This window comes from Streptomyces sp. bgisy159 (genome assembly GCF_965341775.1).
GTDB lineage: Bacteria > Actinomycetota > Actinomycetes > Streptomycetales > Streptomycetaceae > Streptomyces.
Genome location: NZ_CBDQZH010000061.1, coordinates 1 through 25,383 on the forward strand (window position 1 = coordinate 1; position 25,383 = coordinate 25,383).

At 71.9% G+C, this 25,383-nt stretch carries 22 protein-coding genes and 1 pseudogene; 11 read left to right on the forward strand and 12 right to left on the reverse strand.

The features are described 5' to 3' along the window. Positions 1–430: 430 nt before the first annotated feature. Complete coding sequence (locus ACSLTV_RS33350; RefSeq protein ID WP_435613490.1) at positions 431–1,210, forward strand: transglycosylase SLT domain-containing protein; 780 nt, start codon at positions 431–433, stop codon at positions 1,208–1,210. An 84-nt stretch (positions 1,211–1,294) separates the two neighbouring features. Here ACSLTV_RS33350 and ACSLTV_RS33355 read toward each other — a convergent pair whose 3' ends face one another. Continuing rightward, complete coding sequence (locus tag ACSLTV_RS33355) at positions 1,295–3,832, reverse strand: FHA domain-containing protein (RefSeq protein ID WP_435613491.1); 2,538 nt, start codon at positions 3,830–3,832, stop codon at positions 1,295–1,297. A 224-nt stretch (positions 3,833–4,056) separates the two neighbouring features. Between ACSLTV_RS33355 and ACSLTV_RS33360 the strand changes: the two genes are divergently transcribed. Together ACSLTV_RS33360 and serB are read left to right on the forward strand one after the other, a co-directional pair. Beyond that, positions 4,057–5,994 (forward strand): streptophobe family protein, encoded by a 1,938-nt coding sequence (locus ACSLTV_RS33360; RefSeq protein ID WP_435613492.1) that lies wholly within the window; start codon positions 4,057–4,059, stop codon positions 5,992–5,994. Positions 5,995–6,119: 125 nt separating this feature from the next. Continuing rightward, a complete protein-coding gene (gene serB / locus ACSLTV_RS33365) occupies positions 6,120–7,331 on the forward strand; it encodes a phosphoserine phosphatase SerB (RefSeq protein WP_432139980.1) in 1,212 nt (403 codons plus the stop codon). A gap of 106 nt (positions 7,332–7,437) precedes the next feature. Here the strand turns inward: serB and ACSLTV_RS33370 are convergent, their stop codons facing one another. From ACSLTV_RS33370 to ACSLTV_RS33385, 4 genes are all read right to left on the reverse strand, one after another. Continuing rightward, positions 7,438–7,956: a SixA phosphatase family protein gene (locus tag ACSLTV_RS33370; RefSeq protein ID WP_432139981.1), complete on the reverse strand. Its 519-nt coding sequence runs from the start codon at positions 7,954–7,956 to the stop codon at positions 7,438–7,440. A gap of 101 nt (positions 7,957–8,057) precedes the next feature. Beyond that, entirely contained in the window at positions 8,058–8,270 is a 213-nt protein-coding gene (locus ACSLTV_RS33375) for a hypothetical protein (protein ID WP_432158994.1), read from the reverse strand. Between the two features lie 186 nt (positions 8,271–8,456). Further along, positions 8,457–8,573 (reverse strand): SGM_5486 family transporter-associated protein, encoded by a 117-nt coding sequence (locus ACSLTV_RS33380; protein WP_432139983.1) that lies wholly within the window; start codon positions 8,571–8,573, stop codon positions 8,457–8,459. Positions 8,574–8,624: 51 nt separating this feature from the next. After that, a complete protein-coding gene (locus ACSLTV_RS33385; protein WP_435613493.1) occupies positions 8,625–10,034 on the reverse strand; it encodes a CynX/NimT family MFS transporter in 1,410 nt (469 codons plus the stop codon). A 70-nt stretch (positions 10,035–10,104) separates the two neighbouring features. On the opposite strand from ACSLTV_RS33385, the gene ACSLTV_RS33390 reads away from it, so the two are divergent. Next, positions 10,105–10,794 (forward strand): FadR/GntR family transcriptional regulator, encoded by a 690-nt coding sequence (locus tag ACSLTV_RS33390; protein ID WP_432138208.1) that lies wholly within the window; start codon positions 10,105–10,107, stop codon positions 10,792–10,794. Here the strand turns inward: ACSLTV_RS33390 and ACSLTV_RS33395 are convergent. From ACSLTV_RS33395 to fabG, 3 genes are all read right to left on the reverse strand, one after another. Continuing rightward, positions 10,775–11,107 carry a hypothetical protein gene (locus ACSLTV_RS33395; RefSeq protein WP_432138209.1) on the reverse strand — a complete coding sequence of 111 codons (333 nt, stop codon included), beginning with the start codon at positions 11,105–11,107 and terminating at the stop codon, positions 10,775–10,777. The two genes, ACSLTV_RS33390 and ACSLTV_RS33395, sit on opposite strands and share 20 nt — an antisense overlap. Positions 11,108–11,262: 155 nt before the next feature. Continuing rightward, positions 11,263–12,030, reverse strand: coding sequence for an enoyl-ACP reductase FabI (fabI, locus tag ACSLTV_RS33400; protein WP_435613494.1), 768 nt, complete (start codon positions 12,028–12,030; stop codon positions 11,263–11,265). A gap of 5 nt (positions 12,031–12,035) precedes the next feature. Beyond that, positions 12,036–12,740, reverse strand: coding sequence for a 3-oxoacyl-[acyl-carrier-protein] reductase (gene fabG / locus ACSLTV_RS33405; protein WP_432138211.1), 705 nt, complete (start codon positions 12,738–12,740; stop codon positions 12,036–12,038). Positions 12,741–13,019: 279 nt separating this feature from the next. Here fabG and ACSLTV_RS33410 point away from each other — a divergent pair, with 279 nt between their 5' ends. Genes ACSLTV_RS33410 through tyrS form a run of 3 tightly spaced genes read left to right on the forward strand, consistent with a single transcriptional unit; the run spans position 13,020 to position 17,246 of the window. Beyond that, positions 13,020–14,543 carry a TldD/PmbA family protein gene (locus ACSLTV_RS33410; RefSeq protein ID WP_432138212.1) on the forward strand — a complete coding sequence of 508 codons (1,524 nt, stop codon included), beginning with the start codon at positions 13,020–13,022 and terminating at the stop codon, positions 14,541–14,543. Beyond that, positions 14,540–15,934, forward strand: coding sequence for a metallopeptidase TldD-related protein (locus ACSLTV_RS33415; protein WP_435613495.1), 1,395 nt, complete (start codon positions 14,540–14,542; stop codon positions 15,932–15,934). Before ACSLTV_RS33410 ends, ACSLTV_RS33415 begins: the two co-directional genes overlap by 4 nt. 43 nt (positions 15,935–15,977) lie before the next feature. After that, a complete protein-coding gene (tyrS, locus tag ACSLTV_RS33420; protein WP_432138214.1) occupies positions 15,978–17,246 on the forward strand; it encodes a tyrosine--tRNA ligase in 1,269 nt (422 codons plus the stop codon). Positions 17,247–17,305: 59 nt separating this feature from the next. Here the strand turns inward: tyrS and ACSLTV_RS33425 are convergent, their stop codons facing one another. Further along, a complete protein-coding gene (locus ACSLTV_RS33425) occupies positions 17,306–17,584 on the reverse strand; it encodes a GlsB/YeaQ/YmgE family stress response membrane protein (RefSeq protein ID WP_435613496.1) in 279 nt (92 codons plus the stop codon). Positions 17,585–17,788: 204 nt separating this feature from the next. Here ACSLTV_RS33425 and ACSLTV_RS33430 point away from each other — a divergent pair, with 204 nt between their 5' ends. Beyond that, positions 17,789–18,166: a DUF3099 domain-containing protein gene (locus tag ACSLTV_RS33430; protein WP_432138216.1), complete on the forward strand. Its 378-nt coding sequence runs from the start codon at positions 17,789–17,791 to the stop codon at positions 18,164–18,166. Positions 18,167–18,356: 190 nt separating this feature from the next. After that, positions 18,357–18,584, forward strand: a complete 228-nt coding sequence (locus ACSLTV_RS33435; RefSeq protein WP_432138217.1) for a hypothetical protein — start codon at positions 18,357–18,359, stop codon at positions 18,582–18,584. A 10-nt stretch (positions 18,585–18,594) separates the two neighbouring features. Here the strand turns inward: ACSLTV_RS33435 and moaA are convergent, their stop codons facing one another. From moaA to ACSLTV_RS33450, 3 genes are all read right to left on the reverse strand, one after another. After that, positions 18,595–19,584, reverse strand: a complete 990-nt coding sequence (gene moaA, locus ACSLTV_RS33440) for a GTP 3',8-cyclase MoaA (protein WP_435613497.1) — start codon at positions 19,582–19,584, stop codon at positions 18,595–18,597. Positions 19,585–19,747: 163 nt separating this feature from the next. After that, entirely contained in the window at positions 19,748–21,373 is a 1,626-nt protein-coding gene (locus ACSLTV_RS33445; RefSeq protein WP_432138219.1) for a solute symporter family protein, read from the reverse strand. After that, a complete protein-coding gene (locus ACSLTV_RS33450) occupies positions 21,370–21,726 on the reverse strand; it encodes a DUF485 domain-containing protein (RefSeq protein ID WP_432138220.1) in 357 nt (118 codons plus the stop codon). Before ACSLTV_RS33450 ends, ACSLTV_RS33445 begins: the two co-directional genes overlap by 4 nt. A gap of 248 nt (positions 21,727–21,974) precedes the next feature. On the opposite strand from ACSLTV_RS33450, the gene ACSLTV_RS33455 reads away from it, so the two are divergent. Both ACSLTV_RS33455 and ACSLTV_RS33460 read left to right on the forward strand, forming a co-directional pair. Further along, positions 21,975–23,507 carry a S8 family peptidase gene (locus tag ACSLTV_RS33455; protein WP_432138221.1) on the forward strand — a complete coding sequence of 511 codons (1,533 nt, stop codon included), beginning with the start codon at positions 21,975–21,977 and terminating at the stop codon, positions 23,505–23,507. A 164-nt stretch (positions 23,508–23,671) separates the two neighbouring features. Beyond that, positions 23,672–24,931 (forward strand): annotated as a pseudogene (locus ACSLTV_RS33460) (CoA transferase); the annotation flags it as partial. Positions 24,932–25,383 lie beyond the last annotated feature (452 nt).

Here is a 25,383-nt window from a genome sequence, read left to right on the forward strand (position 1 = left end):
CCGAGGGGCCCTCGGTGGCGGGCGGACCGGGCTGTGGGGGGTGAGTGCGGTCACGGGGCGGGGTGGCCACGCGCGCGTGGGGGTGCCCGTCAGCGCCCTCACGCACGGCATTGCGGCCGCAACTTTCTGTGAGACCCAACCCGCCCCCGTGTGAGCCCGCGCATAGGGCGCAGGTCACGTACGAAGGCCAATAGGAGACAAAGGGGGGCAACCCCAGCGGGACAGACGGCACGATCTGTCCTGATTTGCCCCTCCCTGATCCACTACCCGGCATCGTAGGTCACACCTTTGCCTGGCCGTTTTGCCGCCGCTAAGAATTGCTCTCGTCGCTCAGCGCCGCGGTTTCTCGCCGCGGCGTTCGTGCCGAAAGCACCCCTGTCCGCTCGGACGCCGGAGCGACCTCCGCGCTACTCGAAGAGGTCTATTCGCCATGCCCAAGAACACCCACAAGATCGCGATCGCCGGTGCGGCCACCCTCGGCGCCGCCGCCCTCGCCTTCTCCGTGGTGCCGGCCGACGCGCAGACCACCACCAGCGAGGCCGCCACCACCAACCGCGTGGCGTACAGCTCCGAGCAGGTCAAGGACGTCAAGGCGAGCGTGACCGACCGCCTCGCCTCGTCGAGCGTGAAGGTGGAGGCCATCGAGGCCCGCAAGAAGGCCGCCGAGGACGCCGCCAAGAAGGCCGCCGAGGTCGAGCAGAAGGCGGAGGCCGCCAAGAAGGCCGCCGCCGCGAAGAAGGCGGCCGCCGCCAAGAAGGCCGCCGCCAAGAAGGCCGCCGCGGCGAAGAAGGCCGCCGCGGCGAAGGCCGAGGCCGCCCGGAAGGCCAAGGAGGCCGCGAGCCGGTCCGCCAAGCGCGCCGCGATCAAGAAGGCCGCCGTCAAGTCGTACCCGAACAACCTCGACGGCTGGATCCGCGAGTCGCTCGCCATCATGAAGAAGCACGGCATCCCGGGCAGCTACAACGGCATCCACCGCAACATCATGCGGGAGTCCTCCGGCAACCCGATGGCCATCAACGACTGGGACATCAACGCCATCAACGGCGTGCCGTCCAAGGGCCTGCTGCAGGTCATCCCGCCGACCTTCAAGGCGTACCACGTCCCCGGCACGTCCTGGAACATCTACGACCCGGTCGCCAACATCACCGCCGCGTGCAACTACGCCGCCGACCGGTACGGCTCCATGGACAACGTCAACAGCGCGTACTGAGGCGGACACGGACCTCAGCACGTAACGCCGAAGGGCGGCACCCACCTGACAGGGGTGCCGCCCTTCGGCCTCGCCGGGGTCCGGCTAGTTGCGCATGACCTCGGGCTCGTGCCGGCGCAGGAAGCGGGCGACGAAGAAGCCACAGATCACGCCGAGGACGATCAGCGCGACCATGTCCAGCGTCCAGGCGCCGACGGTGTGCTCCCACAGCGGGTCGGCGCTCTCGCCCTGAGGGGGCGGGCTGATCCTGTTGAAGTCCAGCGTGGCGCCCGCGGCGGCCACTGCCCAGCGGGACGGCATCAGGTACGAGAACTGGTTGACGCCGATGGAGCCGTTCAGCGTGAACAGACAGCCCGTGAACACCACCTGGATGATCGCGAACATGACGAGCAGCGGCATGGTCTTCTCGGCGGTCTTCACCAGCGACGAAATGATCAGGCCGAACATCATCGAGGTGAAGCCGAGCGCCATGATCGGCAGGGAGAGCTCCAGCAGCGTGGCCCCGCCGATGACGAGCCCCTCCTCGGGGATCTCCCGGCTGGAGAAGCCGATCACGCTGACCATCAGCCCCTGCGCGACGGTGATCAGGCCGAGCACGAACACCTTCGACATCAGGTACGCCGAGCGGGACAGGCCGGTGGCGCGCTCCCGTTCGTAGATCACCCGTTCCTTGATGAGCTCGCGTACGGAGTTCGCGGCGCCGGCGAAGCAGGCGCCCACCGCGAGGATCAGCAGGACGGTGGTGGCCGTGCCGTTCGGGATGATCCGGCCCGTCTGCGGGTTCGCCGGGTTGGGCAGCAGCCCCTTGCCCGAGTCGATCAGCAGGCTGACCGCGCCGAGGACGCCCGGCAGGATCACCATCAGGGCGAGGAATCCCTTGTCGGAGGCGATCACCGAGACGTAGCGGCGCACCAGGGTGACGAACTGCGACATCCAGCCCTGCGGCTTGGGCGGCTTCATCGCCTGCATGGCCGGCATCTGTACGGCCTGCGGGGCGACCGCGTCGATGTCCGCGGCGTACATCTGGTAGTGCTGCGAGCCCTTCCAGCGGCCCGCCCAGTCGTAGTCGCGGTAGTTCTCGAAGGCGGAGAAGACGTCGGCCCAGGTGTCGTAGCCGAAGAAGTTGAGGGCCTCCTCCGGCGGGCCGAAGTAGGCGACCGCGCCGCCCGGCGCCATCACCAGCAGCTTGTCGCACAGGGCCAGCTCGGCCACCGAGTGCGTGACGACCAGGACCGTACGGCCGTCGTCGGCGAGGCCGCGCAGCAGCTGCATGACGTCGCGGTCCATGCCCGGGTCGAGGCCGGAGGTCGGCTCGTCCAGGAAGATCAGCGACGGCTTGGTCAGCAGCTCCAGGGCGACGGAGACGCGCTTGCGCTGGCCGCCGGAGAGCGAGGTGACCTTCTTGTCCTTGTGGATGTCGAGTTTGAGCTCGCGCAGGACCTCGTCGATGCGGGCGTCGCGCTCGGCGCCCGTGGTGTCCGCCGGGAAACGCAGCTTGGCCGCGTACTTCAGGGCCTTCTTGACGGTCAGTTCCTTGTGCAGGATGTCGTCCTGCGGGACCAGACCGATGCGCTGGCGCAGCTCGGCGAACTGCTTGTACAGGTTCCGGTTGTCGTACAGGACGTCGCCCTGGTCGGCGGGCCGGTAGCCGGTCAGTGCCTTGAGCAGGGTCGACTTGCCGGACCCGGACGGGCCGATGACCGCGATCAGCGACTTCTCCGGCACACCGAAGGAGACGTCCTTCAGGATCTGCTTGCCGCCGTCGACCGTGACGGTCAGGTGGCGGGCGGAGAAGGAGACCTCACCGGTGTCGACGAACTCTTCCAGCCGGTCGCCGACGATGCGGAACGTGGAGTGTCCGACGCCGACGATGTCGGTCGGGCCGAGCAGTTGGGTGCCGCCCTTGGCGATCGGCTGGCCGTTGACGTACGTGCCGTTGTGCGAGCCCAGGTCGCGGATCTCCATGCGGCCGTCGGGCGTCGAGTGGAACTCGGCGTGGTTGCGGGAGACCTGGAGGTCGGAGACGACCAGGTCGTTCTCCAGGGCGCGGCCGATGCGCATCACGCGGCCCAGCGCGAGCTGGTGGAAGGTGGTCGGGCTGCGGTCGCCGTAGACCGGCGGCGCCCCCGCGCCACCACCGGGCACCTTCTGCGCGTACGCCTCGGCAGGGCCGCCCGGTTGCGGCGGGACGTGCGCGGCGGGCTGCTGCGGCTGCTGCCAGCCGGCCTGCGGAACCTGCTGGGGCGCCGGCTGCTGGGCCCAGCCGGCCGGTGCGCCCTGCGCGGCGTACGGCTGTTGCAGGGGCTGGGCCTGCGGCGCCGCCGCGGTGGCCGCGGCCGAGAGGTTCAGGCGCGGTCCGTCGGTCGCGTTGCCGAGGTGCACCGCGGCGCCGGGGCCGAGATCCAGCTGGTGGACCCGTTGGCCCTGCGAGAACGTGCCGTTCGTGCTGCCGTGGTCCTCGATGACCCAACCACGGCCGTTGTGACTGACCGTGGCGTGGCGCCAGGAGACCCTGGCGTCGTCGAGGACGATGTCTCCCTGCGGATCACGTCCGAGGGTGTATGACCTGGACGGGTCAAGCGTCCAGGTGCGTCCGTTCAATTCCAGTACGAGTTCCGGCACTCCATGCCCCACTGAGTTGTCCCCCGAGTTACCCCCGTCGCAGGGAGTCTAGGGATGTCGAACATCGGGGGGAACTATTTCAGGAGCGGCCCTCTGACCGAAAGTCGGGCCTTGTGAAGAGCGCGCGTACACGTATCCGCCGTTTCCGTTGACGGGGTTGAAACCGCCCCGGAGAGTGGTAAACGCACGCGAGCGGGACATGCGCGGCGGATCGGGGGGTCTGCATGAGTGGCGGTACGGGCGTCGGTGCGAGTGGCGGTACGGGTGTCGAGGGCCCGGGGCGCGCGGAGTTCGGCGAGGGCGTGCCGTGGGGGGACGTGCTGCTGTCCGCCGTCGCCGCGGTGAGCTGGGCGTTGATCGGGATGGCGGCGACCGCCGCGCTGGGGCTGCATCTGCTGGAGGCGGACACGGCGGGATCCCTCGGGCCGATGACGGCGGCCGTGGTGGCCCTCGGTGCGGGTGGTTCGGTGTCGCCCTCCGGTGACGTGTCCGCGTTCGGCCTGACGGGCGCGGAGGCGACCACGGCCGTCGAGATCACGCCACTCGGCGTGAGCCTGGTCGGGGCGCTGCTGCTGTCGTGGTTCTTCCTGCGGTCCCTGCGCACGGCCCGGGTCGTGGTCGCACCGGCGGAGCTCCTGGCCCGCGCGGGCGCGGTGGTGGCGGTCTTCGTCGCGACGCTGGGCGGTCTGGCCTGGGCCGGGCACGATGTCATCACCCTGGACGGTGGCTCGCTCGGGGTGGACGACCTGCCGGGCACCGGCGGCGAGGGCGGCATCGAGATCCCCGGGCTCGGCGACATCGGTGACATCGGCGGGCTGCTGCCCGACCGGGTCGGCGACCTGATCGATGCCCGCGCCGGGGTCGGCTTCAGCGTCGACACGGTGCCCACGCTGCTCGGTGGGCTCGGCTGGTCGGCGGGCGTCCTGCTGATCGCGCTGCTGGCGTCCCGCCGTACGCCGTTGCCGCCCGGCTGGGAGGCGGTGCACCGCGTCGTACGCCCGGCCGTCTCCGCGCTGACCGCCGTGTTCCTGGTCGCGGTGGCGGCCGGGATCGCGGCGGCGGCCTACGCGGCGGCCGGCGACGACCACCCGAAGCGGATCGCGGGCGCCGCGCTGCTCGGGGCGCCCAACGGGGTGTGGCTCGGCCTCGGCCTCGGCCTGTTCGTGCCCTGGGACGGCCGGGCGACGGGCGTGCTGACGCGGGTGCTGCCCGACCCGCTCGACGAACTGCTCGGCACGGGCGGCCGGCAGAACGTGACGCTGGGCCGGTTGGCCGAACTCGACGACCGCGTCTGGTTGCTGGGCGCGGCGGCGGCCCTTGCGGCGCTGCTCGCCGGGGTGTTGACGGCGGTGCGGACACCGGTGCCCCCCGGGGGGACGCCGGGGCCGGGCCTGCCGGCTTTCGCGGGTCGGTGTGCACTGCGGCTGGGGATCGCGACCGCGTTGGCACTGCCGCTGTCGGCGTGGCTGACGGAGGTCTCGGTGGACGCCTCGCTGGCGGTGCTGGGGGTCGACGCGTTCGGCGCCGGGGTCGAGTTGCACGGCCGGCTGGGGGCGGCGTTGCTGCTGGGGGCTTTGTGGGGGGCGGGCGCGGGGGCCGTCGGGGCGGGGCTGGCGTGGGCGTGCGGGGCGGCGGGGACGCGGGTGGCGGCGGCGGCACGGGGTGACGTCGTCGTGGGTGGGGCCGGCGGGGTGGGGGGCGTCGGGGGTGAGGCCGGCGGGGTGAGGGACGTCGGGGGTGGGGCCGGGCGCGCGCGGGGTGCGGGGGCCGGGGGGCCGGGCAGTGGGGAGCCCGGGGTGGGGAGCGGTGGAGGGCCCGGGCCGTATACGCCGAGCGCGCCCTACCGGCCGCCGAACCCGGCGACCAACCCGTATCTGCGGGTGCCGGAGGAGGTACGGCAGCCGGAGGACGAGCGGCCGTCGGCCGAGCGGCGGGAGGTCGAGCGGCCTGGGGCGGAGCGACCGGGGGCGGACCGACCGGGGGACGATGTGTACGGTGCGCCGACCATGGCCCGGCCGATCGAGCCGCCGCCACGCAGACCCGGCACGCGGCCGTCCTCAGGCGGACGGCCCTCGTCGGGTGCACGGGCCTCGTCGCAGGAGTGGCCGCCGCCTCCCCCGCCGCCTCCCCCGCCCGCACCTCCCCGGAGGCCGAAGCGATAGCCGGCCGGCACCTTTCCACCCCCGTCGTCCAGGCCCCCGCCACCTGTTCTTCGTGCGCTGTTCCCTGTCCGCCAGTCGGACCTGGGCGGCGCGAGGCACTGGGTGCCGGATACGGTGGTGACACCATGAGCGCTTCGCAGACTGCGTCCTCCGACGTCCCCACTCTCCTCGTCAAGATCTTCGGCAAGGACAGGCCGGGCATCACGGCCGGCCTGTTCGACACCCTCGCGGTCTACTCCGTCGACGTGGTCGACATCGAGCAGGTCGTCACCCGGGGCCGGATGGTCCTGTGCGCGCTCGTCACCGAGCCGCCCCGGGGCCTGGAGGGCGAGCTGCGGTCGACCGTCCACAGCTGGGCGGAGTCGATGAAGATGCAGGCGGAGATCATCTCGGGTACCGGTGACAACCGGCCGCGCGGGCTCGGGCGCTCGCTGGTCACGGTGCTCGGGCATCCGCTGACCGCCGAGGCCACCGCCGCCATCGCCGCGAAGATCGCCAAGGCGGGCGGCAACATCGACCGGATCTTCCGGCTCGCCAAGTACCCGGTGACCGCGGTCGAGTTCGCGGTGTCCGGTGTCGAGACCGAGCCGCTGCGCACCGCCCTGGTCACGGACGCGGCCGCGCTCGGCGTGGATGTGGCGGTCGTCGCGGCGGGTCTGCACCGCCGGGCCCAGCGGCTCGTCGTCATGGACGTCGACTCGACCCTGATCCAGGACGAGGTGATCGAGCTCTTCGCGGCGCACGCGGGCTGCGAGGACAAGGTCGCGCAGGTGACGACGGCCGCGATGCGCGGCGAGCTGGACTTCGAGCAGTCGCTGCACGCGCGCGTGGCGCTGCTCGCGGGTCTGGACGCATCGGTGGTGGACAAGGTGCGCGCCGAGGTCCGGCTGACGCCCGGGGCCCGCACCCTGATCCGCACCCTGAAGCGGCTCGGCTACCAGGTGGGGGTGGTCTCCGGCGGTTTCACCCAGGTCACCGACGATCTCAAGGAGCGGCTGGGGCTGGACTTCGCCCAGGCCAACACCCTGGAGATCGTCGACGGGAAGCTGACCGGCCGGGTGACCGGGGAGATCGTCGACCGCGCGGGCAAGGCGCGGCTGCTGCGCCGTTTCGCCGCGGAGGCGGGGGTGCCGCTGTCGCAGACGGTGGCGATCGGCGACGGCGCCAACGATCTGGACATGCTGAACGCGGCGGGGCTCGGTGTCGCCTTCAACGCCAAGCCGGTGGTGCGCGAGGCCGCGCACACGGCGGTGAACGTGCCCTTCCTGGACACCGTGCTGTACCTGCTGGGTGTCACCCGGGAAGAGGTCGAGGCCGCGGACACCCACGACGCCTGACACGCCTCACAGCCGGACGCGCCTCACAGCCGGACGCGCCTGACACGGCGGGACGCGAACGGGCCCGGCGGCGTGATCGCCGCCGGGCCCCGGGTCGGGCGGGCGGTCAGTCGCTGGGCGCCCAGTAGTCACTCAGTACGGCGACGCCGGGCTCCAGGCTCTTCCAGTCGCCGTCGAAGGACAGCACGGCGAAGGCGGCGGCCGGGAAGCCACGGCGGCGCATGTGCTCGCCGGCACCGTTCTCCGCCGAGCCGGAGAGGATCTCGGCGAGGCCGTGCACCCCGGGGTTGTGGCCGACGAGCACGAGGTTCCGGGTCTCCTCGGCGGTCTCGTTGAGCAGCGCGATCAACTCGCCCGGTGAGGCTTCGTAGATCCGCTCCTCGTAGACGGTCCTCGGCCGGTGCGGGAACTCGTGCACGGCGAGCTTCCAGGTCTCGCGGGTCCGGTTCGCGGTGGAACACAGGGCCAGGTCGATCGGGAGGCCGGTGTCCGCGAGCCTGCGGCCGGCCTCGACGGCGTCCTTGCGGCCGCGCTCGGCGAGCGGACGCTCATGATCGGTGACCTGTGGCCAGTCCGCCTTCGCGTGCCGGAAAAGGACGATCCTGCGGGGTTCTGCGACGCTCATGACTCCCAGCTTCGCATGAAACACGCCACCGGGCGCAGGGAGTTGACATGCGATTTCCCGGCGGTCCGGGGGCTGTGCGGGCGCGCCCGCGGGCTGAGCGCTCACCGTGCGAACAGTTCGCGCACCCGTGCGAAGAGGTCGGCGATCAGCGGTTCGCCGGCGGTGGCCGCGTGGGCGTCGGCGGGATTGAGTATCAGCGCCAGGAGAGTGACGAAGCCGGCGGCCGGCAGGGCGAGCGCCCACCAGGGCAACCGGGTCCCGACGCCGCCCGCGGTCGCCGCCGGACGGGGCCGGGTGTGCGTAGGGGCCGACATGGGTGCCTCCGCTGGTCTCCGAGGGATTCGGTGGTCCGCGCCGCGCGGCCACATCTCGAAGGTACGGATCGCGGGGCCGCGGCCCCATCCGGTGATCCACCCACTTGACCCTGACCCTGGCCCCCTAGGGGACGGGGGGCTAACCCCACCTCCCGGCACCGGGCCGGGGACGGCGGGGGCGCCGGGTCAGGGTGAGGCGAGGGAGGCGATGACGGCGATGATCACGAAGATGGCGAGGAACGCGCCGAAGACGATGAGCATCTTCTTCTGGCTGTTCTGCGGGTTCGGGTCGAGCACTGGCATACGGCAAGTCTCCCATCCCGCTCCCCCGCCGGCCGCGTGGGGGCGGCCGGGTCAGCGGGTCGCGTCCTCGCCGGCCTCGTCCTCCACCGTGCGGTCCCGGCCCGCGAGAACGCCGGCGGCCATCTGCGGCACCATCAGGGCGGCCATGAGCGCGATGGGCACGCCCCAGCCGCCGGTGTGCTGGTAGAGCACGCCCACCAGCAGGGGGCCGGGTATGGAGATCAGGTAACCGGTGCTCTGCGCGAAGGCCGACAGCTGTGCCACGCCCGCGCCGGTGCGCGCGCGCATCCCCACCATGGTGAGGGCCAGCGGGAAGGCGCAGTTGGAGACGCCGAGGAGCACCGCCCACACCCAGGCGCCGCCGGCCGGCGCCAGGTACAGGCCGGCGTATCCGGCGAGTCCGCAGGTGCCGAGCGCGAGCACGATGGGGCCCTGCCGGGGCAGCCGGGCGGCGAGTCGCGGTATGACGAAGGCCAGCGGCACGCCCATCACCATGGTGACGGCGAGCAGCAGTCCGGCGGTGCCGGCGGCGACGCCCGCGTCGCGGTAGATCTGTGCCATCCAGCCCATGGTGATGTAGGCGGCGGTGGCCTGGAGGCCGAAGAAGAGGGCGAGGGCCCAGGCGGTCCGGCTCCTGGTGACGCGCAGGCGGCGGGCGGGCTCCGCCGCGCCGGGGCGGGCCGTCCGGCGGCCGTCCGGCCCGGCGCTCCGGTTGTCGGTGCCGTGCTCCCCGGCGGCCCGGTCGTCGACCCCGTGGTCCCCGGTGCCCCGGTCATCGGTGCGGGTGCCCCGAGGCCCGGCGCCCCGGACCCGCAGCTGGGTGAGCCACGGCGGTACGGCCGCCGCGGCGAGGACCGCCCACACCGCGAGCCCGGGCTGCCAGCAGCCGCCCAGCGCGTCGACGAGAGGCACCGTCACGGCGGCGGCGAGGGAGGTGCCCAGCGCGAGGGCCATGGAGTACAGGCCGGTCATGGGGCCGACCCGGTCGGGGAAGTGCCGCTTGACGATGACCGGCATCAGTACGTTGCCGACCGCGATGCCCATGAGGGCGAGCGCGCTGGCCGCGAGGAAGCCCGCCGTGCCACCCACGTAGGGCCGGAGCAGCAGGCCGGCGGTGATGGCGGCCATCCCGGCGCACACCACCGCGCCCGGGCCGAAGCGGCGGGCGAGGCGGGGCGCGGTGACGCCGAAGACCGCGAAGCACAGCGGGGGCACGGAGGTCAGCAGCCCGGCGACGCTGCCGCTCATGCCGAGCCCGTCGCGGACCTCTTCCAGGAGGGCACCGAGGCTGGTGATGGCGGGCCGGAGGTTGAGGGCGGCCAGGACGATGCCGAGGACCAGCAGCCGGGTCTGCCACGCGCGCGTGGTAGACCCGGTGCCCCCGCCGGTGGACGGGGTACCCGTACCGGACTCCTCGTGCGTCTGCGCGGATGTCTCCTCGATCGCCATGCAGCCCATCATAGAATCATGGGATGATTGGTCCTCCATGGCCGGGTGGTGCTCGTCCGGTCCGCGCGTGCGAAGGTGTGGCATGGCTCTGACTCATCCCCGCCGTTCGGCGCTGTCCGAGCAGGTCATCGCCGAGGTGCGCAAACAGATCACCTCGGGTGTGTGGCCGGTCGGCTCGCGCATCCCGACCGAGCCCGAGCTGGTCGAGCAGCTGGGCGTCGCCCGCAACACCGTCCGCGAGGCCGTCCGCGCGCTCGCGCACAACGGTCTGCTGGACATCCGGCAGGGCTCCGGCACGTACGTAGTGGCGACGAGCGAGCTGGCGGGCGTGATGCACCGCCGGTTCGCCGACGCCGACCCCCGGCACATCGCCGAGCTGCGCGCCGCGCTGGAGTCGAGCGCTGCGCGGCTGGCCGCCGGGCGGCGCACCGAGAAGGACCTCAGGCAGCTCGACGCGCTGCTGCGGCGGCGTGAGGAGGCGTGGGGCTCGGGCGACGCGGAGGCTTTCGTGGCCGCGGACGCCACCTTCCACCTGGCGGTGGTGTCGGCCTCGCACAACGAAGCGATGATCGCGGTGTACGCGGATCTGGGCGAGGTGCTGCGGGACTGGCTGCGCGAGGACGTGGGCCGGGAGCTGACACCGGAGACCCACATGGACCACACGCGGCTGGTCGACGCGATCCGCGCGGGCGACGCGGACGCCGCCGCCGCGGAGGCGGCGAGCTACCCGTTCCTGTGCCGGCCGGAGCGGTTCACACCTTCTGGTGGCTGATCCAGACCGAGCCGACCTCCTTCCAGCAGCGCCCGGTCAGCCGTACGGTCACGGCGGGCCCCGCGTCGACGGGGCTGCCGTCGGTGTCGAGGTCCCACCAGCGCTCGCACTCGATGTGCAGGCGGACCCGGTCGGTGTCGGCGTAGGGGTTGTGGCAGTAGGCGGTCACCTGGGAGCCGCGCACACTGGTGCGGCACTCGGAGCCGAACGGCTCGGCCGCCTGCACGCGCGCGTGGGGCGCCGCGTCGTACGGCAGCAGCAGGACGACGGCTACGGCGAGGGTCACTGGGGCCAGGCTGCGGGACAGGCGCACAACGGGACCTCCTCGGCCGTACGGCTGCGGGGTGGTGCGGTCCCTCCAGCGTGCGCGTCGGCCCTGGTCACCGCCCGGTCGGGTGCGCCGAACGGGTGACGCCCCGCGCCCCCGCGCGCTGCGGGGTACGGGGCGTCACGGCCGTAGGAGGGAGATCAGGCGCCGATGGCGTGCAGTCCGCCGTCGACGTGGACGATCTCGCCGGTGGTCTTCGGGAACCAGTCGCTCAGCAGGGCGACGACGCCGCGGCCGGCCGGCTCGGGGTCCTTCAGGTCCCACTCCAGCGGGGAGCGGGTGTCCCAGACGGCGGCCAGGTCGCTGAAGCCCGGGATGGACTTGGCGGCCATGGAGCCGAGCGGGCCCGCCGAGATGAGGTTGCAGCGGATGTTCTGCTTGCCCAGGTCGCGCGCGATGTAGCGGCTGGTGGCCTCCAGGGCGGCCTTGGCCGGGCCCATCCAGTCGTACTGCGGCCAGGCGAACTGCGCGTCGAAGGTGAGGCCGACGACCGAGCCGCCGTTCTGCATCAGCGGCAGGCAGGCCATGGTGAGCGCCTTCAGGGAGTACGCCGAGACGTGCATGGCCGTGGCGACCGACTCGAACGGCGTGTTGAGGAAGTTGCCGCCGAGGGCGTCCTGCGGCGCGAAGCCGATGGAGTGGACGACCCCGTCCAGGCCGCCGAGTTCCTCACCGACGACGTCGGCCAGGCGGTTGAGGTGCGCGTCGTTGGTGACGTCCAGCTCGATCACCTTGGCGGGCTTGGGCAGCTTCTTGGCGATGCGCTCGGTCAGCGTGGGCCGCGGGAATGCGGTGAGGATGACCTCGGCACCCTGCTCCTGGGCCAGCTTCGCGGCGTGGAAGGCGATGGACGCCTCCGTCAGCACCCCGGTGATCAGGACGCGCTTGCCCTCGAGAATTCCGCTCATGGTGATCAGTGACCCATTCCCAGTCCGCCGTCAACGGGGATGACGGCTCCAGTGATGTACGAGGCGTCGTCCGAGGCGAGGAACCGCACCGTCGCGGCGATCTCCTCCGGCTGCGCGTACCGGCCGAGCGGCACCTGCGACACGATGTTGCCGCGCTGCTCGTCGGTGAGCGCCTTGGTCATGTCGGTGTCGACGAAGCCGGGCGCGACGACGTTGAAGGTGATGTTGCGCGAGCCCAGCTCACGGGCGAGGGAGCGCGCGAAGCCGACCAGGGCGGCCTTGGAGGCGGCGTAGTTGGCCTGTCCCGCGGAGCCGAGCAGTCCGACGACCGACGAGATGAGCACGACGCGGCCCTTCTTGGCGCGCAGCATGCCGCGGTTGGCCCGCTTGACGACGCGGAAGGTGCCGGTGAGGTTGGTGTCGACGACCGAGGTGAAGTCCTCCTCGGACATGCGCATCAGGAGCTGGTCCTTGGTGACGCCGGCGTTGGCGATCAGAACCTCGACGGGGCCGTGCTGAACCTCGATCTCCTTGTAGGCCTGCTCCACCTGCTCGGGGTCGGTGATGTCGCACTTGACGGCAAGGAAGCCGGCCGGCGGCTCACCCGAGCGGTACGTGATCGCGACCTTGTCGCCGGCGTCGGCGAACGCGCGGGCGATGGCGAGGCCGATGCCCCGGTTGCCTCCAGTGACGAGAACCGAGCGGCTCAACGGATCACCCTTTCGATAGCGGTCTGGCACATCCGCCCGAACACCTCGATGACAGGCGGCTTCACCTGAAACCTATCGGTCCGGTCCACGCCGGGGACATTGGGGCTTCGACAGTGGCTCATGGGTGTCGCTGTGGGGTCCCTACAGAAAGTTTGCGCGAGCGGGGCGGAAAGGTGTGGCCCGGGGAGCGGGCGGCACGACATGATCTGAGGTCGGCGGCCCGAGGTCCGAGGCCCGCGAGAACGGCGACAACCGTCAGGTCGACAGAAAGAGACGCAGGTGCCTCATAGCATCGACGAAGCCTTCACGGCACTTCCGCTGCGCGCACTCGCCGACGCCGCGCTGGCACGCGCGCGTGCGCTCGGGGCGGAGCACGCGGACTTCCGGTTCGAGCGGGTGCGCAGTGCCTCCTGGCGGCTGCGGGACGCCCGGCCGGCCGGATCGTCCGACACGACCGACCTGGGGTACGCCGTGCGGGTGGTGCACGGCGGCACCTGGGGGTTCGCCTCGGGCGTGGACCTGACGATGGACGCCGCCGCGAAGGTGGCCTCGCAGGCCGTGGCGATGGCGAAGCTGTCCGCGCAGGTCATCCGGGCCGCCGGGTCCGACGAGCGCGTGGAGCTGGCCGACGAGCCGGTGCACGCCGAGAAGACGTGGGTCTCGTCGTACGAGATCGATCCGTTCGGCGTGCCGGACGAGGAGAAGACCGGGCTGCTGGCGGAGTGGAGCCGGCGGCTGCTGGACGCCGACGGGGTGAACCACGTCGACGCGTCCCTGCTCACCGTCCACGAGAACAAGTTCTACGCCGATACAGCGGGGACGGTCACCACGCAGCAGCGGGTCCGCCTGCACCCGCAGCTCACCGCCGTGTCGGTGGACGAGTCCAGCGGCGAGTTCGACTCCATGCGGACCATCGCCCCGCCCGTCGGGCGCGGCTGGGAGTACCTGACCGGCACCGGCTGGGACTGGGACAGAGAACTCGCCGAGATCCCGGAGCTGCTCGCCGGGAAGATGCGCGCGCCGAGCGTGGAGCCGGGGCTGTACGACCTGGTGGTCGACCCGTCCAACCTGTGGCTGACGATCCACGAGTCTATCGGGCACGCCACCGAGCTGGACCGGGCGCTCGGCTACGAGGCGGCGTACGCCGGGACCTCGTTCGCCACCTTCGACCAGCTCGGCAAGCTGAAGTACGGCTCCGAGCTGATGAACGTCACCGGGGACCGCACCGCCGAGCACGGCCTGGCGACCGTCGGCTACGACGACGAAGGCGTCGAGGCGCAGTCCTGGGACCTGGTGAAGGACGGGACGCTGGTGGGCTACCAGCTGGACCGGCGGATCGCCCGGCTGACCGGCCTCGGCCGGTCCAACGGCTGCGCGTACGCGGACTCGCCCGGCCATGTGCCGGTGCAGCGCATGGCGAACGTGTCGCTGCGGCCGGACCCGGCGGGGATGTCGACCGAGGACCTGATCGGCGGCGTGGACCGCGGGATCTACGTGGTCGGCGACCGGTCGTGGTCGATCGACATGCAGCGCTACAACTTCCAGTTCACCGGGCAGCGCTTCTTCCGGATCGAGAACGGACGGATCACCGGACAGCTGCGGGACGTGGCCTACCAGGCGACGACCACCGACTTCTGGGGTTCGATGGCGGCCGTGGGCGGTCCGCAGACGTACGTCCTCGGGGGTGCCTTCAACTGCGGCAAGGCGCAGCCGGGCCAGGTGGCGGCCGTGTCGCACGGCTGCCCGTCCGCCCTCTTCAAGGGCGTCAACATTCTGAACACCACGCAGGAGGCCGGTCGATGAGCGCCCTTACCAGCAAGCCGCACGAGATCGTCGAGCGCGCCCTGGAACTGTCCCGGGCCGACGGCTGCGTCGTCATCGCCGACGAGGAGTCGACCGCCAACCTGCGCTGGGCGGGCAACGCGCTGACCACCAACGGCGTCACCCGCGGGCGTACCCTCACCGTCGTCGCGACGGTCGACGGCAAGGAGGGCACCGCCTCCGGTGTGGTCTCGCGGTCCGCGGTGACCGCCGACGAGCTGGAGCCGCTGGTGCGGGCAGCCGAGGCCGCCGCGCGCGGCGCGGGGCCGGCCGAGGACGCGCAGCCCCTGGTGACCGGGGTGGCGCAGTCCCCCGAGTTCACCGAGCCGCCCGCCGAGACCTCCTCCGCCGTGTTCGCCGACTTCGCGCCCGCCCTGGGCGAGGCGTTCGCACGCGCGCGTGCGGGCGGCCGGGAGCTGTACGGGTTCGCCAACCACGAGCTGGTGACGACGTACCTGGGCACGTCCACGGGGCTGCGGCTGCGGCACGACCAGCCGAACGGGACGCTGGAGGTGAACGCCAAGTCGCCGGACCGTACGCGCTCGGCGTGGGCGGGCCGGTCGACGCGCGACTTCAAGGACGTCGACCCTGCGGCGCTGGACGCCGAGCTGGCCGTACGGCTGGGCTGGGCCGAGCGGCGGGTCGAGCTGCCCGCCGGCCGGTACGAGACGCTGCTGCCGCCGACGGCCGTGGCGGACCTGCTGATCTACCAGATGTGGTCGGCGTCGGGCCGGGACGCGGCCGAGGGCCGGACGGTGTTCTCCAAGCCGGGCGGCGGCACGCGGCTGGGCGAGAAGCTGACCGGACTGCCGCTGAGCCTGCGCAGCGACCCGAACGAGCCGGGGCTGGAGTCGGCGCCGTTCGTGATCGCGCACTCCTCCGGGGGCGACCAGTCGGTGTTCGACAACGGGCTGCCCGTGGGAGCGGTCGAGTGGCTCTCCGACGGCGCGTTGAAGAACTTGGTCACCAGCCGGTTCAGCGCCGGGCTGACCGGGCTGCCGGTCGCGCCGTCGCTCGGCAACCTGGTGCTGGACGGCGGCACGGACCGGTCGCTGCAGGAGATGGTGGCCGCCACCGAGCGCGGGCTGCTGCTGACGTGCCTCTGGTACATCCGCGAGGTCGACCCGGCCACGCTGCTGCTGACCGGACTGACCCGGGACGGCGTCTACCTGGTGGAGAACGGCGAGGTCACCGGCGCGGTGAACAACTTCCGGTTCAACGAGTCGCCGGTGGGTCTGCTGGGTCGGGCCGCCGAGGCGGGGCGGACCGAGAAGACGCTGCCACGGGAGTGGAGCGACTGGTTCACCCGGGCCGCGATGCCCGCGCTGCGGGTGCCCGACTTCAATATGAGCTCTGTCAGTCAGGGCGTATAACCTCGTACCTGATTACGAACCCACCCGAGGAGACACGAGAACCGTGACGGACATCGTCGACGAGCTGAAGTGGCGCGGGCTGATCGCCGTGTCCACTGACGAGGACGCACTGCGCAAGGCGTTCGCGGACGGTCCCGTCACGTTCTATTGCGGTTTCGACCCCACCGCGCCCAGCCTGCACCTCGGCAACCTCGTGCAGATCCTCACCATGCGCCGGATCCAGCAGGCCGGCAACCGCCCGCTGGGTCTGGTCGGGGGTGCCACGGGCCTGATCGGCGACCCCAAGCCGACCGCGGAGCGCACGCTGAACGATCCGGAGGTGGTGGCCGGCTGGGTGGCGCGGCTGCGCGGTCAGATCGAGAGGTTCCTGGACTTCGAGGGACCGAACGCCGCGACCATGGTCAACAACCTCGACTGGACCCAGGGGATGTCGGCCATCGACTTCCTGCGGGACATCGGCAAGCACTTCCGGGTCAACAAGATGATCGCCAAGGAGGCCGTCGCCCGGCGGCTCAACTCCGACGCGGGCATCAGCTACACCGAGTTCAGCTACCAGATCCTTCAGGGCATGGACTTCCTGGAGCTGTACCGGCGGTACGGCTGCACCCTGCAGACCGGTGGCAGCGACCAGTGGGGCAATCTGACGGCGGGCGCCGATCTGATCCACAAGGTCGAACCGCACGTCGCGGTCCACGCGCTGGCCACGCCGCTGATCACCAAGGCGGACGGCACCAAGTTCGGCAAGACGGAGTCGGGGACGGTCTGGCTCGACTCCGAACTGACCTCGCCGTACGCCTTCTACCAGTTCTGGCTCAACGCCGACGACCGGGACGTCCCGACCTACCTGCGCATCTTCAGCTTCCGGTCCCGCGAGGAGATCGAGGAGCTGGAGCGGCAGACCGCGGAGCGGCCGCAGGCCCGGGCCGCGCAGCGGGCGCTGGCCGAGGAGCTGACGACGCTGGTGCACGGCGCCGAGCAGACGGCCGCGGTGGTCGCGGCGTCCAAGGCGCTCTTCGGGCAGGGCGAGCTGACCGGGCTGGACGAGGGGACTCTGGCGGCGGCGCTGTCCGAGGTGCCGCACGTCCGGGTCACCGAGCTGGCTCCGGTCGTCGACCTGCTGGCCGAGGTCGGGCTCGTCGCCAGCAAGTCCGCCGCGCGGCGGACCGTGAAGGAGGGCGGGGCCTACGTGAACAACGTGAAGGTCGCCGCCGAGGACGCGGTTCCCTCTCCCGACGAGCTGATCCACGGGCGGTGGCTGGTGCTGCGCCGCGGGAAGAAGAACCTTGCCGCCGTCGAGGTGGCGGGCGCGTAGGCGCGGCAGCGGGGCGGGGGCCGGCCGAGCCCCCGCCCCACCCGTCGGCCCGGCCGGGCTCAGGTCCGCGGTTTCCTCTTGCCCAGCGTCGCCGTGTACAGCATCTCGCCCACGCCGACGATGATCACGGCGGCGATCAGCTGGAAGGCGTGGCGGCTCCAGTCGATGCCGGACGTCTCCTCCACGCCCGCCGCGCGGGCGATCGCGTTGCCCGCGAGCGCGCCCAGGATGCCGAAGATCGTCGTGAGCCACAGCGGGCTGTACTGCTTGCCCGGGAGGATCGCCTTGGCGACGAGGCCGAGCACGAAGCCCACGATGATCGCCCACAGCCAGCCCATGGCCGCCTCCTCGCACCGGTTCGCGTGAACAGTTCCCCCAGTGTCACGGCGGGTGCGCTACGTCGCATGCTGGGTGCGGCCGTACGCGGTATCGCGCACCGGGATCGCCCGGACGTCGCCCGACCCGGTCTCGAAGACGGCGGAGCCGGGGCGTAACGTGGGAAGTCCGGGGAAATGCGGCTTGTGGGCGGACGGTGGAACGGGATGCGGAAGCAGGGTGCGGAAGGCAGCGCGCAGGTGTTCCGGATCACCGGAGCACGGCAGGGGCTGCAGGAGGACGTGCGCGGACGGCAGCGCCGGTACATCATCTCGATGTCGGTCCGCACGGTGTCGGTGATCCTCGCGGCCGTGCTGTGGAACGTGGAGCGGCATGTCGCCGTGGTGGCGCTGGTGCTCGGTGCGGTGCTGCCGTACATCGCCGTGGTGATCGCCAACGCCGGCCGGGAGAACGCGCCGTCGCTGCCGTCGACGTTCGTGATGGCACCGACCCGGCCGATGATCTCGGCGTCGCAGGCGGAGGAACGGTACGCGGAATCGGCCCCGGAGGACGAGGAGCGCGAGAGCGCCGAGCGCCGGCCGTGAGGGCACCGCGCGCCAAGCTCAAGAAAAGCTCAAGATCTGTGCTGCCGTTCAGGTCCCTGGGAGGGGTGGGCCGTGACATACTGCGTACGCGCTCCGCATCCCCCGTCGGAGCGACGGACCGACGCCGGGCAGCTCCCCCCGTGGCTGCTCGGCGTCGCCTTTTTGTGTACGGAAGTCAGGGGATGCAGTAGTGAGTGACGAGACGCCGATCTGTTCCGCCAAGGGCTGCCGCACCGCCGCGGTGTGGGTGCTGGCCTGGAACAACCCGAAGCTCCATACGCCGGAGCGGCGCAAGACCTGGCTCGCGTGCGAGGAGCACCGTGAGCATCTGTCGCAGTTCCTCGGGGTGCGCGGCTTCCTGAAGGACGTCGTGGCGCTGAGGGAGTGGGTGGAGCGGGAGGAGCGGAAGGCGGGCTGAGGCGCCCGGCTCAGCCGCCGATCGCGGACATCGGGCGTTCCGGCTGGACGAAGGAGGGGTCATCGAGGCCGGCGCCGGCCTTCTTGCCCCACATGGCGAGGCGCCAGATGCGGGCGATCTCCTCGTCGGGAGCGCCGGAGCGCAGGGCGGCGCGCAGGTCGGTCTCCTCGCGGGCGAAGAGGCAGGTGCGGACCTGGCCGTCGGCGGTGAGGCGGGTCCGGTCGCAGGCCGAGCAGAAGGGGCGGGTCACCGAGGCGATGACGCCGACGACATGCGGCCCGCCGTCGACCAGCCAGCGCTCGGCGGGCGCGGAGCCGCGCTTCTCCTGGCTCTCGGGGGTGAGGGTGAAGCGGGTGCGCAGCGAGGCGAGGATGTCGTCGGCGGTGACCATGCCGTCGCGCTTCCAGCCGTGCTGGGCGTCGAGGGGCATCTGCTCGATGAAGCGCAGTTCGTAGTCGTTGTCCACGGCCCAGGCGAGGAGGTCGGGCGCCTCGTCCCCGTTGAGGCCCGGCATCAGGACGGAGTTGACCTTGACGGGGGTCAGGCCGGCCTCGCGGGCGGCGTGCAGACCCTCCAGGACGTCCTTGTGGCGGTCGCGGCGGGTGAGGGTCTTGAAGACTTCGGGTCGCAGGGTGTCCAGGGAGACGTTCACCCGGTCCAGGCCGGCCGCTCGGAGGGCCGGGGCCGTGCGCTTCAGGCCGATGCCGTTGGTCGTCAGGGACATCTTGGGGCGCGGGGCCAGGGCGGCGACGCGCTCGACGATGCCGACCAGGCCGGGGCGCAGCAGCGGCTCGCCGCCGGTGAAGCGGACCTCGTCGATGCCCAGGGTCCGCACCGCTATGTCGATCAGCCGGACGATCTCGTCGTCCGTGAGCAGGTCGGGCTTGGCCAGCCACTGCAGGCCCTCTTCGGGCATGCAGTAGGTGCAGCGCAGATTGCAGCGGTCGGTCAGCGAGACCCGCAGGTCGGTGGCCACTCGGCCGAAGGTGTCGATGAGCACGTGGCCCCCTCCCTCGTCGTGGATCGGTCGTCGTCCCGGATCGGTCGTCCCGCCTCGGTCACGAGCCTACGTGACCGCACTGACAACGACACCGGCCGGATCCCACGACGCGGAACGCGGCCGCCTCGTAGGGACCTACGACGCGGCCGCGCGGGGTGTGCCGTCAGTGGGCGCCGGTGCCGGTCAGGGACCGGACCTCCAGCTCCGCGTACTTGTCGCTGTCGGGTTCCTCCTTCGACACCAGGGTGCCCACGATGCCGAGCAGGAAGCCGACCGGGATGGAGATGATGCCGGGGTTGTTCATGGGGAACCAGTGGAAGTCGACGTCCGGGAACATCGACGACGCCTTGCCGGAGACCACCGGCGAGAACAGCACGAGGCCGACCGCTGTGATCAGACCGCCGTAGATCGACCACAGGGCGCCCTGGGTGGTGAACCGCTTCCAGAAGAGGCTGTAGATGATCGTGGGGAGGTTGGCGGAGGCGGCGACCGCGAAGGCGAGGGCCACGAGGCCGGCCACGTTGATGTCGCGGGCCAGGGCGCCCAGGACGATGGAGACCGCGCCGATGCCGACCGTGGCCCAGCGCGCGGCGCTCACCTCCTGCTTCTCGCTGGCCTGGCCGCGCTTGATGACGTTGGCGTAGATGTCGTGCGCGAACGACGAGGACGAGGCGAGGGTGAGGCCGGCGACCACCGCGAGGATGGTGGCGAAGGCGACCGCGGAGATGGTGGCGAGCAGGATGGCGCCCCAGGTGGAGTCGACGCCGCCCAGGTGCAGCGCGAGCAGCGGGGCGGCGGTGTTCCCGGCCGGGTTGGAGTCGGTGATCTCCTTCGGGGTGATGAGCGCGGCGGCGCCGAAGCCGAGGGCCAGGGTCATCAGGTAGAAGGAGCCGATCAGGCCGATGGCCCAGATGACCGACTTCCGGGCGGCCTTGGCGGTGGGCACGGTGTAGAAGCGGATCAGGATGTGCGGCAGGCCCGCGGTGCCGAGGACCAGGGCGATGCTCAGGGAGATGAAGTCGAGCTTGGTCATGCCGTCGACGCCGTACTTCAGGCCGGGCTCCAGGAAGGCGGAGCCCTTGCCGCTGTTGTCGGCGGCGGCGCCGAGCAGGTCGGAGACGTTGAAGTCGAACTTCAGCAGCACCAGAAAGGTCAGCAGCAGGGCACCGGTCATCAGCAGTACGGCCTTGACCATCTGCACCCACGTGGTGCCCTTCATGCCGCCGATGGTGACGTAGACGATCATCAGGACGCCGACCAGGGCGACGATGCCGATCTTGCCGCCGTCGCTGGTGATGCCGAGCAGGAGGGACACCAGGACGCCGGCACCGGCCATCTGGGCCAGCAGGTAGAAGATCGAGACGACGATCGTGGAGGCGCCGGCGGCGGTGCGGACCGGGCGCTGCCGCATGCGGTAGGCCAGGACGTCGCCCATGGTGTAGCGACCGGAGTTGCGCAGCGGTTCGGCGACCAGGAGGAGGGCGACCAGCCAGGCGACGAGGAACCCGATGGAGTACAGGAAGCCGTCGTAGCCGGCGAGGGCGATGGCGCCGGCGATGCCGAGGAAGGACGCGGCGGACATGTAGTCGCCGGAGACGGCGAGGCCGTTCTGGAAGCCGGTGAACTGCCGCCCGCCGGCGTAGAAGTCGGCGGCGTCCTTGGTCTGGCGGCCGGCCCAGACGGTGATGACGAGGGTCGCCACGACGAACAGGGCGAACAGGCTGATGATCAGACCTCTGTGTTCGCTGGCCTCGTTGGCGGCCAGGACGGTCTGCTGCGCGATGGTCATGCGGCGCCCTCCATGCGGGACTTGATCGCCTCGGCCTGCGGGTCGAGTTTCGCGGCGGCGTGGCGGGCGTACCACCAGGCGATGAGGAACGTGGTGAGGAACTGGGCGATGCCGAGGACGAGGGCAACGTTGACGTTGCCGACGACCTTGGTGTCCATGAAGCCGCCGGCGTAGATGGACAGCAGGACGTAGAGCAGGTACCAGGCGATGAAGCCGGCGGTCAGCGGGAACGCGAAGGAGCGGTAGGAGCGGCGCAGTTCACCGAACTCCGCGCTCTCCTGCACCGCGACGAACTCCTCGGTGGGCGGGAGTTGGGCTGGGGTCTTCGAGGGGGGCGGTGTCTCGGTGGCCACGGAGTCTCCTCGTGATGCGGGTGGCGGGATGCAGGGGGATCGATCGTGCTCGGGCTCCCTGTTCAACGTCACGGCGCCCCGCATGACGCGGTTCAACTCGTCCGGGTTCTTTCGAAAGTCGTTCTCGTAAGTCATTGCTGGCCAGGGGAGGCGGGAGATAGCTTCGGGCCTGCACTGTTCGTCATGTACCTGCCCGAGCACCACCTGTGTCTCGGGCTGGTTCCGTTTCCGGATGATGTGGAGACCCCATGGCTCATCTGCCTTCCAGACGCCGTCTCGCTCTCGCGGTGCCCGTAGTGCTCTCGCTGACCGCGTCCCTCGGCTTCCTGCCGTCGGCCGCGTCGGCGGCCCCGGTCCAGGCCTCCACCGCACAGGCCGCCGAGGCCGGCACCCTGACGTACGTCGTCAACACGAAGGTGGACCACCGCACCATCAGGTCGGTGAAGAAGGCGATCGGCGCGAACGGCGGCACGGTCGTCGTGGCGTACGACAAGATCGGCGTGATCGTGGTGAACTCGGCGAACCCCGATTTCGGCGCCCAGATACGCAAGGTGCGCGGTGTGCAGTCCGCGGGCGCGACGCGCACGGCTCCGCTGAGCCTCGCGGGGACCACGGACGAGGGCGCGGTGCAGTACCTGTCCGAGGAGGAGGCGGGGAAGGTCTCCGCCGCGTCCACGTCGGCGGGTGAGAGCGAGCCCCTCGAGGCCGACCAGTGGGATCTGCGGGCGATCGGCGCCGACAAGGCCGCCGAGATCAACCCCGGCAGCGACAAGGTGACCGTCGCGGTGATCGACACCGGCGTCGACGACACCCACCCGGACATCGCGCCCAACTTCTCGCCCTCCCAGTCGGCGAACTGCGTGAGCGGCAAGGCGGACACCACCTACGGTGCCTGGCGGCCGGTGGACGCCGACCACTACCACGGCACCCACGTGGCCGGTGAGATCGCCGCGGCCCGCAACGGCATCGGTGTCGCGGGGGTCGCCCCCGGGGTGAAGGTCGCGAGCATCACCGTGGCCCAGCCGGACGAGACGCAGCTGTTCTACCCCGAGAGCGTGGTCTGCGCCTTCGTGTTCGCCGCCGACCACGGCGTGGAGATCACGAACAACAGCTACTACGTCGACCCGTGGCTGTACAACTGCATGGACGACCCGGACCAGAAGGCCATCGTCGACGCGGTCAACAGGGCCCAGCTGTACGCCCAGCGCAAGGGCACGCTCAACGTGGCCTCCGCGGGCAACTCCAACGACGACCTGGACGCGGACGCGCTGGTCGACGACTCCAGCCCCGACGACTCCACGCCGGCGACCCGTACGGTCGACCCGCACGAGTGCTTCGACATCCCGACCCAGCTGCCGGGTGTCGTCACGGTGAGCGCGACGGGCGTGAAGGGCGCCAAGTCGTACTACTCCAGCTACGGCTTCCGCGTCGTCGACGTCGCCGCTCCGGGCGGCGACCGCTTCCAGATCCCGGACACGCCGTCCGGCAACGGCCGCATCCTGTCCACGCTGCCGAACAACGCGTACGGCTATCTGCAGGGCACCTCGATGGCGTCCCCGCACGTGGCCGGCGTGGCGGCGCTGCTGAAGTCCAAGCACCCGTGGGCGACTCCGGCGCAGCTGCAGATGCTGCTCAAGGTGCAGGCGGACAACCCCGGCTGCCCGACGGAGCCGTACGACGGCAACGGCGACGGTGTCGTGGACGCTACCTGCGTGGGCCCCAAGCCGCTCAACGGCTTCTACGGCTGGGGCATCGTGAACGCGCTGCGGGCGGTCAGGTAGTCACCATGGCGCCCATGGCGGGCTGAGGTGACGTGAGGGCCGGGAGGGCGGACGGGACATCCCCGTCCGCCCTCCTTCGCATGTACGCACGCACCTGCGACTGTGCGCACGTTCGTGCGACCCGGGGCAATATATTGATTGAATCAATAATGCATAGTACAGTCATGACTGCACTCGAGTTCGCTTGGTCGGAACTGGGCGGTGATCCCGCCCTCCTCGCGCGCGTGGCGACCGTCGTCCGTGACCGCGCCCTGCCGGCACGACTGCCGGTGCGGGAGCTGGCGCGGGACTGCGTCGGCGCGTGCGCCCTGGCCGCCGCCGAGCTGGGAGCCCTGCGGGCGGGTCTGCCGCAGGTACCCGAGGTGCGGGTGGACGACGGGGCCGTGGCCACCGCGTTCGTCAGCGAGCGCCATCTGCTCGTCGACGGGCGCGCGCCGCAGGTCTTCGCGCCGCTGTCGCGCTTCTGGCGGACCGCCGACGGCTGGGCGCGCACCCACGCCAACTATCCGCACCACCGGGTGCGGCTGCTGCGGGCCCTCGGACTCCCGGCGGCGACGGACGACCCGCTCGTGGTCGAGGCCGCCCTGCGCGAGCGCTCCGCCCTGGAGGTGGAGGAGACCGTCTACGCCGCGGGTGGCCTGGCGGTGGCGCTGCGTACGCCCGACCAGTGGGCCGGCCACGAGCAGGCGGCGGCGCTGTCCGGCCGGCCGCTCGTCGAGCGGGCCCGACTGGACTCCGCCCCCGCGCGCGTGCTCCCGCCCCTCGACGGCACGCCGCTGCTGCCGGCGGCGGGGCTGCGGGTGCTGGACCTGACCCGGGTCATCTCCGGGCCCGTCGCCACGCGGACGCTGGCGCTGCTGGGGGCGGACGTCCTGCGCGTCGATCCGCCGGCCCTGCGCGAACCGGCCGACCAGCACGCAGACACCGGCTTCGGCAAGCGATCGGCCCTCCTGGACCTGCGGACCGACCGGGCCGCCTTCGAGGAACTGCTCGCCTCGGCGGACGTCGTCGTCACGGGATACCGGCCCGGCGCGCTGGACCGTCTGGGTCTGTCCCCCGAGGCGCTGGCCGAGCGCAGACCCGGGCTGGTCGTGGCGCAGGTGTCGGCGTGGGGCGCGTGCGGGCCGTGGGGCGGGCGGCGCGGGTTCGACAGCCTGGTGCAGGCCGCCACGGGCATCGCCGCGATCGAGGGGTCGCCGGAGCGCCCCGGCGTCCTCCCGGCCCAGGCCCTCGACCACGGCACCGGCCACCTCCTCGCGGCCGGCGTCCTGCGTGCCCTGACCGAGCAGGCGCACGAGGGCGGGTCACGGATACTGCGGCTGGCCCTGGCGCGGACCGCCGCATGGCTGACGGGCACGGGACCGGCGGGGGCGGCGGACGCGGCCGACGGGCGGCCCGGCGAGGCGGGGGCCGCCACGGGCGGCGGGGCGGGACGCGTACCGCCGGGTGCCGCGAGCGCGGGAGACGCGGGCGCGACGCTCGGCGAGGGCGGCGGGGCGGGACGCGTACCGCCGGGTGCCGCGAGCGCGGGAGACGCGGGCGCGACGCTCGGCGAGGGCGGCGGGGCGGGGCCCGTACCGCCGGGTGCCGCGGGCGCGGGAGACGCGGCCTGCGTCGCCACGGCGCGCCGGGGGCTCCGTGACGCACCCGACGGTGCGAGGCTCACCTGGCCGGGGGCCGCCGGCGGGAACGCGGGTCCCGGTCCGCGCAACGGCACACGCGGCGGGGCCTGCGGCACCTCGAACCGCGAGGCGCCCCAGGGCGCACACCGCTCGGCGGAGCGCCCCTCGTCCGGCGCGGCGGGCCCGGGCGGCGGGGCGTCCGACGGCACGCGGGTCCGTGTGCGTCACGGCGGCCCCTACGGCGGGCCCGAGCC